This is a genomic window from Proteus vulgaris (genome assembly GCF_033708015.1).
Lineage (GTDB): Bacteria > Pseudomonadota > Gammaproteobacteria > Enterobacterales > Enterobacteriaceae > Proteus.
The window spans coordinates 358,172-373,374 of the sequence record NZ_CP137920.1 but is presented as its reverse complement, the minus strand read 5'-3'; the positions used below and the strand labels follow the sequence as shown (position 1 = coordinate 373,374).

At 39.3% G+C, this 15,203-nt stretch carries 11 protein-coding genes, 1 tRNA gene and 1 pseudogene; 8 read left to right on the top strand and 5 right to left on the bottom strand.

The annotated features are described in order from the left end of the window. Positions 1-221 precede the first annotated feature (221 nt). Positions 222-323: pseudogene (locus tag SB028_RS01940) on the bottom strand (DUF945 domain-containing protein); the annotation flags it as partial. A 118-nt stretch (positions 324-441) separates the two neighbouring features. Next, a tRNA-Leu gene (locus tag SB028_RS01935) sits at positions 442-526 on the bottom strand. 1,508 nt (positions 527-2,034) lie between these two features. Between SB028_RS01935 and ampH the strand changes: the two genes are divergently transcribed. Beyond that, positions 2,035-3,264, top strand: coding sequence for a D-alanyl-D-alanine-carboxypeptidase/endopeptidase AmpH (gene ampH, locus SB028_RS01930; protein WP_069369811.1), 1,230 nt, complete (start codon positions 2,035-2,037; stop codon positions 3,262-3,264). 68 nt (positions 3,265-3,332) lie between these two features. On the opposite strand, the gene lptG is transcribed toward ampH, so the two are convergent. Both lptG and lptF read right to left on the bottom strand, forming a co-directional pair. After that, on the bottom strand, positions 3,333-4,412 hold the full coding sequence (gene lptG, locus SB028_RS01925; protein WP_069369812.1) for an LPS export ABC transporter permease LptG: 1,080 nt from the start codon (positions 4,410-4,412) through the stop codon (positions 3,333-3,335). Continuing rightward, the gene (gene lptF, locus SB028_RS01920; RefSeq protein WP_069369813.1) at positions 4,412-5,509 is read right to left on the bottom strand and encodes an LPS export ABC transporter permease LptF; all 1,098 of its coding nucleotides are present in this window, start codon (positions 5,507-5,509) and stop codon (positions 4,412-4,414) included. Before lptF ends, lptG begins: the two co-directional genes overlap by 1 nt. Before the next feature lie 286 nt (positions 5,510-5,795). On the opposite strand from lptF, the gene pepA reads away from it, so the two are divergent. The 6 genes from pepA to SB028_RS01890 all read left to right on the top strand — a co-directional run bounded on the left by pepA (position 5,796) and on the right by SB028_RS01890 (position 13,460). Beyond that, positions 5,796-7,304, top strand: a complete 1,509-nt coding sequence (gene pepA / locus SB028_RS01915; RefSeq protein ID WP_069369814.1) for a leucyl aminopeptidase — start codon at positions 5,796-5,798, stop codon at positions 7,302-7,304. 105 nt (positions 7,305-7,409) lie between these two features. Then, positions 7,410-7,859, top strand: coding sequence for a DNA polymerase III subunit chi (locus SB028_RS01910; protein ID WP_023583544.1), 450 nt, complete (start codon positions 7,410-7,412; stop codon positions 7,857-7,859). A gap of 13 nt (positions 7,860-7,872) precedes the next feature. Continuing rightward, entirely contained in the window at positions 7,873-10,761 is a 2,889-nt protein-coding gene (locus SB028_RS01905) for a valine--tRNA ligase (RefSeq protein ID WP_318859756.1), read from the top strand. A gap of 374 nt (positions 10,762-11,135) precedes the next feature. Then, a complete protein-coding gene (locus SB028_RS01900; protein WP_069369932.1) occupies positions 11,136-11,645 on the top strand; it encodes a GNAT family N-acetyltransferase in 510 nt (169 codons plus the stop codon). Between the two features lie 420 nt (positions 11,646-12,065). Next, positions 12,066-12,233 carry a YhfL family protein gene (locus SB028_RS01895; protein ID WP_036914671.1) on the top strand — a complete coding sequence of 56 codons (168 nt, stop codon included), beginning with the start codon at positions 12,066-12,068 and terminating at the stop codon, positions 12,231-12,233. 357 nt (positions 12,234-12,590) lie between these two features. After that, on the top strand, positions 12,591-13,460 hold the full coding sequence (locus SB028_RS01890; protein WP_069369816.1) for a pirin family protein: 870 nt from the start codon (positions 12,591-12,593) through the stop codon (positions 13,458-13,460). A 108-nt stretch (positions 13,461-13,568) separates the two neighbouring features. Here the strand turns inward: SB028_RS01890 and rraB are convergent, their stop codons facing one another. Further along, positions 13,569-14,003: a ribonuclease E inhibitor RraB gene (gene rraB, locus SB028_RS01885; protein ID WP_069369817.1), complete on the bottom strand. Its 435-nt coding sequence runs from the start codon at positions 14,001-14,003 to the stop codon at positions 13,569-13,571. Between the two features lie 183 nt (positions 14,004-14,186). Between rraB and argF the strand changes: the two genes are divergently transcribed. After that, a complete protein-coding gene (argF, locus tag SB028_RS01880; RefSeq protein ID WP_069369818.1) occupies positions 14,187-15,191 on the top strand; it encodes an ornithine carbamoyltransferase in 1,005 nt (334 codons plus the stop codon). Positions 15,192-15,203 lie beyond the last annotated feature (12 nt).

Below are 15,203 nucleotides of genomic sequence, written 5' to 3'. Positions count from 1 at the left end.
TATCGTCAATATTCCCCAAAAGGTGATGCCAGAAACTACGCTGTCGTCCACTTCACTGTAACTCATCATAGAGTTATCAGAATCTCGTAAACTAGCTAAAGTAATCCAGTCTAAACCTGATATTCGTGGATCTCCGTCCTCTGTATAAAAAGTTCCTGAAGGGTGAAGACAAGCCTTACTTGGTAATATTGTAATATTTCCAACTTTTACTTGACCATACAGCCATAGCGATACGTGAGTGCCGCTTGCGCTAAAGCTTGTTGTGGTGGTGGTAACATAAGAGATTGTATTTGTTCTCGCTTTTCAGCAACAATATCAAAGATATCTTCACGCACTAAAAACCATTGGCATCCTAACCGCCCTTAAAGGACAGAGGGTTACAAAGTCTTAGATAAACTGAGATTTCAGGCATAAAAAAAGACGCTCTTAGCGTCTGATTTTTGGTGCCGAAGGCCGGACTCGAACCGGCACACCCGAAGGCGGTTGATTTTGAATCAACTGCGTCTACCAATTTCGCCACTCCGGCACTGAAGTGTATTTGGAAAACCTGCCCATTATACTTGCGTGAAGAACCCTCGCAACAATTATTGTTAGTTTTCAGTTTGATTGGCGAAAAAAAGTGCATTTAGCGAAAAAAATACCGTAAATCCTCACCTAGAGCGAGAAGCCGTCAGGGTTTATAACTATCATAAAACACGAGTTATTAGTTACATCAGGTATCTGCCATTAATACTTTAATCATGCTGTATCAATAGATCAATTATCTTGCTGTTATTTTATCTAAATTTATTCATTACCTTATTTCTATTTATTCATTACCTTATTTCTATTTTTTCTTATCTTTTTTTAATATAACATCATCATTATATAAATGAGTTAAAACTAATTGACTTAATCGATATATTTTAAAATACATAACGGTAAATAAAAAAAGGATCAAAACTCGGGTTAGTTGTTTTGATCCAATAGTACTACTAATTGAGGGCTTAGTTTTATTTTAATGACTATAAGTTGTTTTTATAATGTCACTGCCCTTTTCTTCCCTGGTGTGAGGAAGAGGGTAATTATATTTTATTAATATAATGTACTTCTTTATTTATACTGTATCTTATTAATATAATGGGCTTACTACTTTAACAAAGGTACTACTCTCTAATATAAAGGAACTTATTTAACAATTTAATAATGCTACGACTATCTAATATAAAAGGACTGTTCGACTACTATAAAGAAGGTTTTACTCTTTAATAAAATGGTGTTGAAATATTACGACTAATATATAACTTATTTATTATTGAAGAGGCTATTTAATAATATGTCTTCTTATTACTTCTCTCTATTATTGCTGCGCTATCTTTGCTCTTTAACGTTTATATTCTTAGTCTCTCGACTTGATGAATCTATAATAAATTTAATTTCACAATCCCACAATCAGTAAATTATTACAAAATATGACATACACTGATATTATCTTTATAAAGCTTCAATATAAATCACTTCAAAAACAAACAACAGCATAATAGTTTATAAAATCAATGTAACTCAAACTATAACACTGTTAATTAACATTTTCTTGATATACACATTTTAACTTAATAATAAAGAAAAACTAATAATAGGATTGAAAACGGGTATAAACAGAGGAAGATTGTAACTTAGCTGTAATATTTACCTCATTTTTAGAGGAAAAATATAAGAAAAATATCTTTTTATGATGCAGTTTTTCTTCACTATCTTTTTCTTAGAGACAATTTGACACATTTAATGCCAACTTTTTGATAACTGACTCTCGCACTGATAGACATTCTTATTTCTGATAATATAATCAAAATTTGGTTTAAATCTGATTAGAAGGCGGTGTTATGGGCATTGTTGGCTGGATTATAACAGGCATATTTGTTGGTATTATCTTAGGTGCCGTATTAAAAATGATAAAGAAAAAATAGCGCGATAAAACAGGCACCAAATTAAAACATAAATAAGTTTATGTTGATCGCATTCCTTTCACCTCACTGACTTCTGTTGAAAGTAAAAATGAAAAAACATTTTCTAAAATATCTTATGATCCCTGTCGCTTTGCTGACATTGAATGCGTGTAGCCAACGTTCGTCATTACCACCAGCGACACCGCCTTCCATGTTAAACCAACAGAACAGTGTGCCTGAATTAACACAATGGCCTACGGCATTAAGTCCTAATGTCAATAATGCAAGAACACTGTTTGATAAATACGCTTCACAGATTTATCAAAAAAGTAATCCTCAAGGTATGGTTATTGTCATGATCAATAACTCTCAAACCTTGAATCGTTCTTTTGGGACAACAACACCTAAAAGTCGCAACGCCCCCTCCATGAACTCATTGATCCGCATCGCTTCTATCACAAAGCTAATGACAAGCGAAGTGATGTTAAAACTACAAGAGGATGGAAAATTATTAGTCACTGATCCACTGCAAAAATACAGCTACTATGGTGTCGACATTCCATTAGTCAGCGCTCAATCCCCTATCCGTCTTTATCATTTAGCAAGCCACACGAGTGGTTTTCCGCGAGAACAACCTGGTGGAAAATGGGGAAGACCTGTTTTTATATGGCCAACGCATGGCGACCGCTGGAACTGGCTGAAAAAAGCGACACTGACAGCTACCGCAGGAGAGCAAGCGGCTTATTCAAACCTAGCTTACGATCTATTAGCGGATGCCTTGGTAAAAGCATCAGGTAAAAGTTACCCTCAACTTTTACAGCAATATGTCACTCAGCCCGCCGGTATGACTAATACCACATTGACGCCGACACCAGCACAATGTCAACGGCTATTAGTGGGATATAAGCCCAGTCCATGCTCTGATACTATTGCCGCCGCTGGGAGTGGTGGTGTGTACTCAACACCTGCTGATATGCAACGTTGGATGCAAGGCTTTTTGACTTCTCATCATGCCATGAGAAAAACAACTGCAAGTAAAGAGCAGGCAGTCTACTTCCCACGTAATCGGCTCTCTTCAATAGAAGGGATGGATGTTGCAGGTCGTGCTGATGGCGTGGGTTTAGGATGGGTTTATATGGCTCCCGCCAATGGTATTCCCGCGATTTACCAAAAAACAGGCGGTGGCGGTGGGTTTAATACTTATATGGCAACCATTCCTGAATTAAATATCGGTGTATTTGTGGTGATCACCCGTAAACCTAACGGCACTAAGTTTAGTGAAGTGACTCAAGGTACGAATGCGCTTGTTCGTGCTCTGGCAAAAGATTTTTATCAGTAGTCAGATACTCGATAGTGATAATAAAAGCGCCTTAATAAGGCGCTTTTATTTTTCTGGCTGATATTGACTTAGCGATTACGCTTCATCAATAACCATAGACTCAGAGTTAGAAAGAGTATTCCCGGGACTAATGCTGCAATCACTGCGGGTATGCCATAAACCAAACTTAATCGTCCTGAAACTTCATTGACGATATAGAATAAGAAACCAAAAGAGATACCGGTTAAAACTCTTAATCCCATTGGTACAGTACGTAATGGACCAAAAATAAATGACAATGCCATTAACATCATTACTGCAACAGAGATTGGGGCAAAGATTTTTTTCCAAAAATTCAGCTCATAGTTTGCTGACTCTTGCCCACTTTGTTTTAGATATTTAACGTACTGATAAAGCCCGCTGATCGATAAAGCATCCGGATCTAACGCCACAACGCTTAATTTTTCTGGCGTGAGTCGTGTTTGCCATTCAAGTGATACCTGTTTTTTACCGGTGATTTTTTGTAGATCCGTTAAATCTGACTCTTCAACCTGTTTCAACATCCACGTTTTTTTATTCGTATCGTAGGTTGCGCTTGATGCATAACGTACCGTTTCTAGTTTTCTATCATGATTAAAATCATAGAGCGTGATGCCTTGCATCTCATTTTGGCTCTTTATTCGGTTGATATGAATAAATTGGTTGCCATCTTTAGCCCACATACCGCGGTTAGTAGAAACTAAAGAGTTACCCATGATTTTTTCAGCACGATAGTTACGAGCATATTGTTCACCCTGTGGAGCCCCCCATTCACCAATCAGTACTGTTAACAGAACTAACGGAATAGCGGTTTTCATCACCGAGCCTGCAATTTGCAAGCGGGTAAATCCTGATGCTTGCATTACTACCAACTCACTACGCGTTGCTAATGCACCTAATCCTAATAATGCCCCCAATAAGGCAGCCATAGGAAAGAAAATTTGCACATCTTTAAGGATATTTAAAATGGCGTAAACACCTGCATCCAGCGTGGTGAAATCACCTTGCCCTACTTTACGAAGTTGATCGACAAATTTGATAATGCCGGATAATGAAACCAGCAAAAATAGTGTCATCAAAATTGACTGTAAAATAGTACGCCCGATATATCTATCTAATACACCAAACATCAGGCAACTCCTTTCTTAAAGCGAGCACGGAATTTACGCATAGGCAAGGTATCCCAAACATTTAATAAGAGAGCTAAGGCGAGATAAACGCCATTAACACTCCACATCGCAATGAGAGGATCAACTTTTCCTTTTTCACCATTAGAGTGCAATGAACTTTGTAGCAAGAAGAACACCAGATAAAGCAGCATAGCTGGTAACATACTTAATACGCGGCCTTGACGTGGATTAACCTCACTTAAGGGTACGACCATCACAGCCATAATGACAACAGAGAAAATCAAGGTTAAGCGCCAATGGAATTCAGCAATAGACTCTGTTTCATTCGAATGCCAAAGTTCAGTCATCGTCTTTTGTTCTACACGATTACTGCTGATGGTCGATTCACGGTGCCCAATAACCGCTTGGTAATCATTAAAATCGGTAATACGAAAATCACGTAGTACCGCCGTACCTTCATAGCGAGTTCCCTCGCTTAATACGACTATCTGATTCCCGTTAGGTAATTCTTTGGTATAGCCTTTATCTGCCACCACAACAGAAGGACGCTGATCTTGCGTTGGACGCAGTTGTGCAAGGAAGACATCTTGGAATTGATTTCCTTTTACACTACCAAGATAGAGCACCATATTACGGTCGCTGGACATTTTAAATTGCCCTTCCATCAATGCCGCTAAACTTGGGTTGGCTTTAGCATCCTCAAGTACTTGCTCTTGATGCGCTGAAGACCAAGGAATAAGCCAAATGACATTTCCTGCTGCTAATGCGCTGGTCAGTAATGAGAGCAACAGTGCAGCTTGCACTAATGCTTTCTTACCTATTCCGCACGCATTCATGACGGTTATCTCACTTTCAACATAAAGTTTGCTGTAAGTCATCAGAAGCCCAAGAAAAAGGCTTAATGGAAGAATAAGCTGTGCCATCTCAGGAATTCCCAGCCACAGCAGAGAAACCACGAGGTTTGTAGGAATGTTACCTTCAACAGCAGCCCCTAAAATTTCAACCAGTTTCTGGCTAAAAAAGATAAGCATCAGAATAAATAAGATGGCTATCTGACTTTTAAGGGTTTCCCGAGCTAAATATCGAATTATAATCACGCTAGTTATGCCTGTGAAAACTTGTCTTTTTGCAGGAAAATCGCTAACTTCGTTGTAAATCTATCATTTGTGCATCTCAGTTAGACATTCTTGCAGCCCAAATGATATCAAAACATGCTATAAACAGGTTCCCAATAAGAACAAGCTTATAAGTTAGCTAAATTAGTTGTGTTCAATTAATGCATTTAGCTTAACATAAAAAGTAAACTTTCTATGGGGTAGATTAATGCGGATCACTATTCTAAACGATACTTTCCGTTTTTGTCTTTAATATTCAGGAGAACGCATGGAGTTTAATGTAAAAAGCGGCAGCCCAGAGAAACAACGCAGCGCTTGTATTATCGTGGGGGTGTTTGAGCCTCGTCGTTTATCTCCGATCGCGGAGCAACTTGATAAAATCAGTGATGGCTATATCAGCGCCTTGTTACGCAGAGGTGAACTGGAAGGCAAAGTCGGACAATCATTGCTGTTACATCATGTACCTAATGTTCTCTCTGAGCGCGTTTTACTGATTGGTTGCGGTAAAGAGCGTGAATTGGATGAACGCCAGTATAAACAGATCATTCAGAAAACCATTAATACACTCAATGAAACTGGCTCTATGGAAGCCGTATGCTTTCTGACTGAGTTACACGTTAAAGGTCGTAATAATTACTGGAAAGTGCGTCAAGCGGTTGAGACTGCAAAAGACTGCCTCTATACCTTTGATCAACTAAAAAGCAATAAGACAGAATTACGTCGTCCATTACGTAAGATGGTCTTTAATGTACCTACTCGTCGTGAATTGCCAAGTGGTGAACGCGCAATTGCACACGGTTTAGCCATCGCATCAGGTATTAAAGCATGTAAAGATTTAGCTAACATGCCTCCCAATATCTGTAATGCTGCTTATTTAGCCTCTCAAGCTCGCCAACTAGCCGATTCATCTACCAATGTTTCTACGCGTGTTATTGGCGAAGAACAAATGAAAGAGCTAAATATGAATGCTTACCTTGCGGTAGGGCAAGGCTCTCAAAATGAATCTTTAATGTCGATTATCGAATATAAAGGCAATAAAGATCCTGAAGCTCGCCCAATTGTGTTAGTGGGTAAAGGGCTGACATTTGACTCGGGTGGTATTTCTATTAAACCTGCTGATGGCATGGATGAGATGAAATACGACATGTGTGGTGCCGCAACGGTTTATGGTGTGATGCGCGTCGTTGCTGAACTCCAGTTACCAATCAATGTCATTGGTGTGCTTGCGGGTTGTGAAAATATGCCGGGTGGAAAAGCGTATCGTCCTGGTGATATTTTAACAACTATGTCAGGTCAAACCGTCGAAGTATTAAACACCGATGCTGAAGGTCGTTTAGTGCTGTGCGATACATTAACCTATGTTGAACGCTTTGAACCTGAGTTAGTTGTTGATATCGCAACCTTAACCGGTGCATGTATGGTGGCTTTAGGCCATCACTACAGCGGATTAATGTCTAATCATAATCCATTAGCGCATGAATTAATGAATGCATCAGAGCAGGCAGGTGACCGCGCTTGGCGTTTACCATTAGGCGATGAGTTCTATGAACAAATCGAATCTAATTTTGCTGATTTAGCCAATACAGGTGGGCGTTTAGGGGGGGCAATTACTGCGGGTTGTTTCTTAGCGCGTTTTGCAACTAAATATAACTGGGCTCACTTAGATATTGCCGGTACAGCATGGCGTTCAGGTAAAGCAAAAGGGGCAACAGGCCGTCCTGTTTCTTTATTGTCTCAGTTCTTACTTAATCGCGCAGGTTTGAATAGCGACGAGTAATACCGCATAATTATCAAGGTTAAGGTATTACCCTATTATTAGGGTAAATAGAGCAGACTCCAAGAAGGGTATTGCAACGCAATACCCTTCTGTTATCGGGATATCATGAAAAACGCCACGTTTTATTTAATGGAACACCCATCAATACATGATGATTTACAGGCTCATGAGTGGCTTGCCTGTCAACTTACCGCTGAACATTGGCGATTAGGCAAACGTATTTTGTTGGTTTGTGAGTCTCAAGCTCAAGCTGAATTGCTTGATGAGGCATTATGGGCAAGAGAACCTCATCAGTTTGTTCCTCATAATCTTGCAGGTGAAGGACCTCGTTATGGCTCTCCTGTTGAATTATGTTGGCCTGGAAAACGTGGTAATGCACCTCGTGATCTCTTGATTAATTTGCAATCGCAATTCGTAGACTTTGCCACAGCTTTCCATGAAGTGATAGACTTTGTACCTATTGATGAACAATTGAAACAGTTGGCGCGTGAACGATATAAAATTTATCGTAGCGTCGGCTTTACTTTGACAATGGCTACGCCGCCAACCTATTGAATACGTAAAGAATATGGAAAATAAATCCGCACCGAAAGAGCCATCGCTCGACACAACATATAATCCAGCAGAGATTGAACAACCTCTGTATCAGCATTGGGAAAAAAATGGCTATTTCAAAGCCAATGGCGATACAACAAAAGAAAGCTTCTGTATCGTGATCCCACCGCCAAACGTCACAGGTAGTCTACATATGGGTCATGCTTTCCAGCAGACCATTATGGATACCATGATCCGTTATCAGCGCATGCAAGGTAAAAATACCTTATGGCAGTCAGGTACTGACCATGCAGGTATCGCAACTCAAATGGTTGTTGAGCGTAAAATTGCTGCTGAAGAAGGTAAAAATCGTCATGACTATGGTCGTGATGCATTTATCGACAAAATTTGGGAATGGAAGGCAGAATCAGGTGGTAACATTTCTAACCAAATGCGTCGTTTAGGTAATTCTGTTGATTGGGAACGTGAACGTTTCACCATGGATGAAGGATTATCTAAAGCGGTAAAAGAAGCTTTTGTTCGTTTACATAAAGAAGATCTTATCTACCGCGGCAAACGCCTTGTAAACTGGGATCCTAAATTACACACCGCGATTTCTGATCTTGAAGTCGAAAACCGTGAAGTTAAAGGATCTATGTGGCACCTGCGCTATCCTTTAGCTGATGGAGCAAAAACAGCGGAAGGCAAAGATTACCTCATTGTTGCAACAACACGGCCTGAAACCATGTTAGGTGATACCGGTGTTGCAGTTAACCCAGAAGATCCTCGCTATAAAGATTTAATTGGTAAAGAAATTATTTTACCCATCGTTAACCGTCGTATCCCGATTTTAGCGGACGAACACGCTGATATGGAAAAAGGGACCGGTTGCGTAAAAATCACCCCTGCTCACGACTTTAACGACTACGAAGTTGGACGCCGCCATCAATTACCCATGATTAATATCATGGATTTTGACGGCAATATCCGTGTTAGCGCAGAAGTATTAGACACCAATGGTGTTGAATCTGATGTTTACAGCACTGAAATTCCAGAAGCCTACCAAGGTATGGAACGCTTTGCTGCACGTAAAGCTATGGTTGCTGAATTTGAACGCCTAGGTTTATTAGAAGAGATCAAACCTCACGATTTAACGGTACCTTACGGCGACCGTGGTGGCGTAGTTATCGAGCCTCTATTAACAGACCAATGGTATGTTCGCGCAGCGCCTTTAGCAAAACCTGCTGTTGAAGCGGTTAAAAATGGCGATATCCAATTTGTACCAAAACAGTACGAAAATATGTACTTCTCATGGATGAACGATATCCAAGATTGGTGTATTTCTCGTCAACTGTGGTGGGGTCACCGTATTCCTGCTTGGTATGATAATGAAGGTAATGTCTACGTCGGTCGTGACGAGGAAGAAGTTCGTCGTGAAAACAATATCGCAGCAGATGTGGCATTACGCCAAGATGATGACGTACTGGATACGTGGTTCTCATCTGCACTGTGGACATTTTCAACATTAGGCTGGCCTGAAAACACCGAAGCACTGAAAACATTCCATCCAACGAATGTCTTAGTCAGTGGATTCGATATCATTTTCTTCTGGATCGCCCGCATGATCATGATGACCATGCACTTTATCAAAGATGAAGACGGTAAACCGCAAATTCCATTTAATACGGTTTACATGACAGGTCTTATTCGTGATGAAGAAGGTCAGAAGATGTCAAAATCCAAAGGTAACGTACTCGACCCTCTGGATATGATCGACGGTATTTCATTAGAAAACCTGTTAGAAAAACGTACAGGTAATATGATGCAGCCTCAGATGGCTGAAAAAATTGCTAAACGTACTCGCAAAGAGTTCCCAGAAGGTATTGAAGCACACGGTACAGATGCCTTGCGCTTTACCTTAGCTGCGTTGGCTTCAACCGGTCGCGATATTAACTGGGATATGAAACGTTTATCGGGTTACCGTAACTTCTGTAATAAGCTGTGGAACGCAAGTCGCTTTGTTCTGATGAATACAGAAGAGCAAGATTGTGGCTACCAAGGTGGTGAGATGACATACTCACTCGCTGACCGTTGGATCTTAGCAGAATTCAACAATACCGTTAAAGCTTATCGTGAAGCGTTAGACAACTATCGTTTCGATATCGCTGCGGGTATTTTATATGAATTTACTTGGAACCAATTCTGTGACTGGTATCTTGAGCTATCAAAACCTGCAGTACACAAAGGTAATGATGCACAAAAACGCGCAGCACGTCATACGCTGATTGAAGTATTAGAAGGCTTATTACGTCTTGCTCATCCAATCATTCCATTTATCACAGAAACCATCTGGCAACGAGTGAAGGAAGTGAAAGGCATTGAAGGTGAAACCATCATGCTACAAGCTTTCCCTGAGTTCGATGCATCGCTGGTGGATGAACATGCACTTAACGATCTTGAGTGGATCAAAGAAGTGATTGTTGCGGTTCGTAATATCCGTGCTGAAATGAATATCGCTCCAGGCAAACCACTTGAGGTTATTTTACGTGGTGCAGATGACAATGCTAAGCGCCGTGTCAGCGACAATATTGGTTTCTTAAAAGCTATGGGGCGTTTAGCGGATATTCGTCCATTAGCAGAAGGTGAAGAAGCGCCATTATCAGTGACCAAACTGGTTAGCGGCGCAGAATTGCTGATCCCAATGGCAGGCTTTATCGATAAAGATGCAGAGCTTGTTCGTTTAGATAAAGAGCTTGAAAAAGTAGAGAAAGATATCACCACTTTAGACAGTAAATTATCTAACGATGGTTTTGTTAGCCGAGCACCAGAAGCGGTTGTTGCTAAAGAGCGTGAACGCTTAGCGACATGCTTAAATGCAAAAGAGAAGCTAATCGCACAGAAAATCTCTATCGCCTCTTTATAAGCACTATCGCTTTAAAGGTACTGAGATTGATAATGAAAACCCGCGTTTATCGCGGGTTTTTACTTAATATTATTCAGCTAAAAAATAAAACCATTTTTCACTTCATTTTTTATTATTCCCAGTTCTATTCTCGCCAATGTGCCTTTTCATTCCTTATTTTCGCTTAAATTTGCTCACTCACTAAAATATAACGCTAAAAATAAACAGAATAAGTAAGCAAAGAAAAAGGGTTAACGGTTTACAAACCCACTTAATCAATTAAGATAGTTTTTGTAGCTATCCGTGCTACTTTCAATGAAGAAGTTCCTTTCCGGTGCTCTCTCAATAAATAATCAAAAAATATTCTACTAATAAGTGAAACGATGAGTGCAACTATGACTGCAATCCAAACTATAACCCCAAATATTGTTATCCGAGCTATTGAAGAAAAAGACAACGCAGGTATTGCACGCGTTATTCGTGAAGTCTCTGCTGAGCATGGCTTAACCGCCGATAAAGGCTTTGCGGTTGCCGATCCCATTTTAGATACCCTCTATGAAGTTTATCATCAGCCACGCAGTGCTTACTGGGTTGTTGAAATGGAGGGGGAAGTTGTTGGTGGTGGTGGTGTCGCGCCACTTGCTGGAGGTGATGGCAATACTTGTGAATTACAAAAGATGTACCTTTCATCCAAACTACGTGGCAAAGGTATTGCGAAAAAAATTGTTCTACAATCTCTTGAATTTGGTAAAGAGCAAGGCTTTAGCCGTTGCTATTTAGAAACCACAGACATCTTAAAAGCAGCTGTCGGTTTATATGAAAAACTCGGATTCGAATTTATTGATGAAGCATTAGGTAACACGGGACATAGTGACTGTGAGATCCGTATGGTGAAATCACTTTAAGCATTCTTGCTGTTCCCTACGTAATACAATAAATAAAATAAGCACTGTTTTACCCGCATTTTTATGCGGGTTTTTATTAGCAAAAATAGTACCTATTAGCACAAATCCTATTTATCAAAATGATATAAATACGGTATATTTCCATGCTTATTTTCACAATTAATTTCTTAATTAATTATTACCAAAATATTATTAATGAAATTTTTATCTTTAATTTCATTAAAATTCACAAGTTTAATTTTTTTTCCATTTCACTCTAGATAATGATATTTCTCTTCTTAAATAAAATATTATTTATCTTATTTTATATTTAAAAAAAAAGATTTTTTTATATTGCTATTTATATCTAATTTAATATCTTTATGCAGATAAAGTCATGCATTGACTTTTATAACTCTAAAATCTAAAAGGAATTTCTTCATGAAAAACTTTGTTAAAATTGCACTTATTGCTTCTGTAATTACCGTAATGACGGGTTGTACTGGTAGCGTATACAATAAAGAAAAAGACTGTAACTACGACTACTTACTGCACCCTGCTGTTTCTATTTCTAAAATTATTGGCGGTTGTGGCGACACAAGCAAATAAGATTTAAGAAATAAACGTATTCATAAACTACATTCTGACTCATTGTTGCTAAGAAAGAATGTAGTTTTTATTTTCCTTTTTAAGGATCAAATTAAATTCTATTAAACCAATCACTGTTTTATTAATTATTTAAATATAACCACTTTATTATTTATATTCTCTTTATTACATTCTTTTTCTTTCATTCCCACTGATTAAAGTCATTCATTTTTTTTGAATACCATCAACAAATTCCCCCTATTTTGTTCATCTCGCGAACACTTTATGATCAACCTCATTAAGAAATCGCAATAATCTGTATTACCTCCTTCTGTGTCTTGGTTATTGCGGTTTCTTTCCTTAACTCGGAGAACAATCATGACTATCAGACAGATTAATCATATTTATTCGGCGCCAAATTCACACTGGGTAGGTAATGGCTTTCCAGTCAGCACCTTATTTTCCTATCAGGAAAATGGTGAGAAACATAGCCCGTTTCTGCTGATGGATTATGCCGAGCCAACACTGTTTAAACCTGTTACCAATGCCCGTGGTGTAGGGGCTCATCCTCATCGTGGATTTGAAACCGTGACAATCGCTTATCAAGGCGAAGTCTCTCACCATGACTCTAAAGGTCATGCAGGTACTATTACCGCAGGTGATGTGCAATGGATGACTGCCGCTTCGGGTATTTTGCATAAAGAGTATCACTCTGAAAAAATGACCAAAGCAGGCGGTGTTTTGGAAATGGTACAACTTTGGGTGAATCTGCCAGCAGCGTACAAAATGACACAGCCTCGTTATCAGGCGCTGAAAGCAGAGGATATCCCTCATGTTGAATTACCGAATAACCAAGGTTATGTCAGAGTGATTGCGGGTGATTACGCCAATACACAAGGTGTCGCAATGACCTACTCACCGCTAAATGTGTGGGATCTGCGTTTAAATCGCGCAGGTGTTTCACATTACCGTATTCCAGAAGGTCACAATGCAATGCTGTTTGTGGTGAAAGGTGCGGTACATATCAATGACAGTGAAATTGCACGCCAACACGATATGGTAGTGTTAGATAATCATGGCGATACACTGACATTAGAATCAATGGGTGACACCATTGTTTTAATTCTAACGGGTAAGCCGATTAATGAACCTATTGCAGGCCAAGGGCCTTTTGTGATGAACACTCAAGAAGAGTTACAACAAGCTTTTGATGATTATGACAATGGCATATTTGGTGTAATGAATTAATGACCTTCCCCTAAAACCAATAACACCAGTCACAAAGCAATACTTTTGTGGCTGGTGCTATTATTTTGCACTGATAACTCAGGTACAAGGGACAACATTTAGCAAAAATTAATGTAAGCGAGATGACTTATCAGACTCTTCTTCTTCGCCGTCTTCGTCTTCACCGTCTTCATCATCATACTCTGCGTCAGGATCTTCAAAATAAGTCCCCCAACCATCGTAATAGACACCCATTTTTTCAGCTAAATTCATTAATTGCTCAACTTGGGCATCAATAAGTTCAGCATTCAAACCACTTTCACTCACTGCATCAAAACAAACTAAGATCTCACCTGATTCGACTTCGATTTCCTCAGGCTCAGTGACTTCGTAACCTAATTTAAAGACTTCAACTGCTGCTTTTTCTAGGGTTTCAAAATTTTCACAAGAAATATGGTGCTCAATGGCATACAGTGCATCAGGATCACTGCCATCTTCCAGTAATTCTTCAATAATAAGACGTGTTTCTTCACGTTGTTCTGCTAATTCTTTGCTGTCCGCCATAATCATGCTCCGCAATAGTCTGAAAGGTATCTTCTTCATTCTCCCACAGGGCGAATCAACACTCCATACTTAATATGCCACCCTTATCGCAGACTGTTTAAATTAAAAGTTTTCCTTTAGGGGTTGATGATGAATATTTATTGATATAAATTGAATATAAATTCAATAATAGGATATTACGCTATGAACCCTTTTTATCAAAAATCATTCTTACGTTTACTTGATTTTTCACCTGCAGAAATTCAGCAACTACTTACATTGTCAGCACAATTGAAAAAAGCTAAAAAATCAGGTCAGGAAACGCAATATCTTACTGGAAAAAATATCGCACTGATTTTTGAAAAAGACTCAACACGTACCCGTTGTGCATTTGAAGTTGCTGCCTTTGATCAAGGCGCAAGAGTGACTTATTTAGGAGGCGGAAGCCAAATTGGGCATAAAGAATCGATAAAAGATACCGCTCGAGTACTAGGCCGTATGTATGATGGTATTCAGTATCGGGGTTACGGTCAAAAAACGGTAGATGCCCTTGCTCAATATTCAGGTGTACCTGTTTGGAATGGTTTAACTAATGAATTTCACCCAACACAGTTATTAGCTGATTTACTCACTATCACTGAACATCAAGCTAAGCCGTTATCAGAAACGATCTTTGCTTACCTTGGTGATGCTCGTAATAACATGGGAAATACCCTACTGGAAGCGGCGGCATTAACGGGTATGGATTTACGCCTCGTTGCCCCTAAAGCATGTTGGCCAGAAGCAAATTTAGTGGCGCAATGCCAAGAGATTGCCAAGAAGAATGGTGGAAATATCACACTCACTGAAAATGTTGCTGAAGGCGTTAAAAATGCGGATTTTCTTTACACTGATGTGTGGGTTTCTATGGGTGAACCGAAAGAAGTTTGGCAAGAGCGTATTGCTTTACTCAAGCCTTATCAGGTCAATATGGATGTGATTAAATTAACAGGCAATCCAGACGTTAAATTCCTTCACTGTTTACCCGCTTTTCATGATGAAGAAACAACCATGGGTAAAGCATTAGCTGAAGAATTTAACCTATATGGGGGTTTTGAAGTTACGGATGAGGTTTTTGAATCAAAACACAGCATTGTATTTGATGAAGCTGAAAATCGTCTTCACACGATCAAAGCGGTGATGGTCGCTACCCTTGCCAATCCTTTCTAAAATACATAATCA

What these genes read in the sequence shown, in the direction of transcription:
- SB028_RS01900 (WP_069369932.1), top strand. Translation starts at nt 11,136, where the DNA reads ATGACTGCAATCCAAACTATAACCCCAAATATTGTTATCCGAGCTATT.
- ampH (WP_069369811.1), top strand. Translation starts at nt 2,035, where the DNA reads ATGAAAAAACATTTTCTAAAATATCTTATGATCCCTGTCGCTTTGCTG.
- SB028_RS01905 (WP_318859756.1), top strand. Translation starts at nt 7,873, where the DNA reads ATGGAAAATAAATCCGCACCGAAAGAGCCATCGCTCGACACAACATAT.
- lptG (WP_069369812.1), bottom strand. Translation starts at nt 4,412, where the DNA reads ATGTTTGGTGTATTAGATAGATATATCGGGCGTACTATTTTACAGTCA.
- SB028_RS01890 (WP_069369816.1), top strand. Translation starts at nt 12,591, where the DNA reads ATGACTATCAGACAGATTAATCATATTTATTCGGCGCCAAATTCACAC.
- rraB (WP_069369817.1), bottom strand. Translation starts at nt 14,003, where the DNA reads ATGGCGGACAGCAAAGAATTAGCAGAACAACGTGAAGAAACACGTCTT.
- pepA (WP_069369814.1), top strand. Translation starts at nt 5,796, where the DNA reads ATGGAGTTTAATGTAAAAAGCGGCAGCCCAGAGAAACAACGCAGCGCT.
- SB028_RS01910 (WP_023583544.1), top strand. Translation starts at nt 7,410, where the DNA reads ATGAAAAACGCCACGTTTTATTTAATGGAACACCCATCAATACATGAT.
- SB028_RS01895 (WP_036914671.1), top strand. Translation starts at nt 12,066, where the DNA reads ATGAAAAACTTTGTTAAAATTGCACTTATTGCTTCTGTAATTACCGTA.
- argF (WP_069369818.1), top strand. Translation starts at nt 14,187, where the DNA reads ATGAACCCTTTTTATCAAAAATCATTCTTACGTTTACTTGATTTTTCA.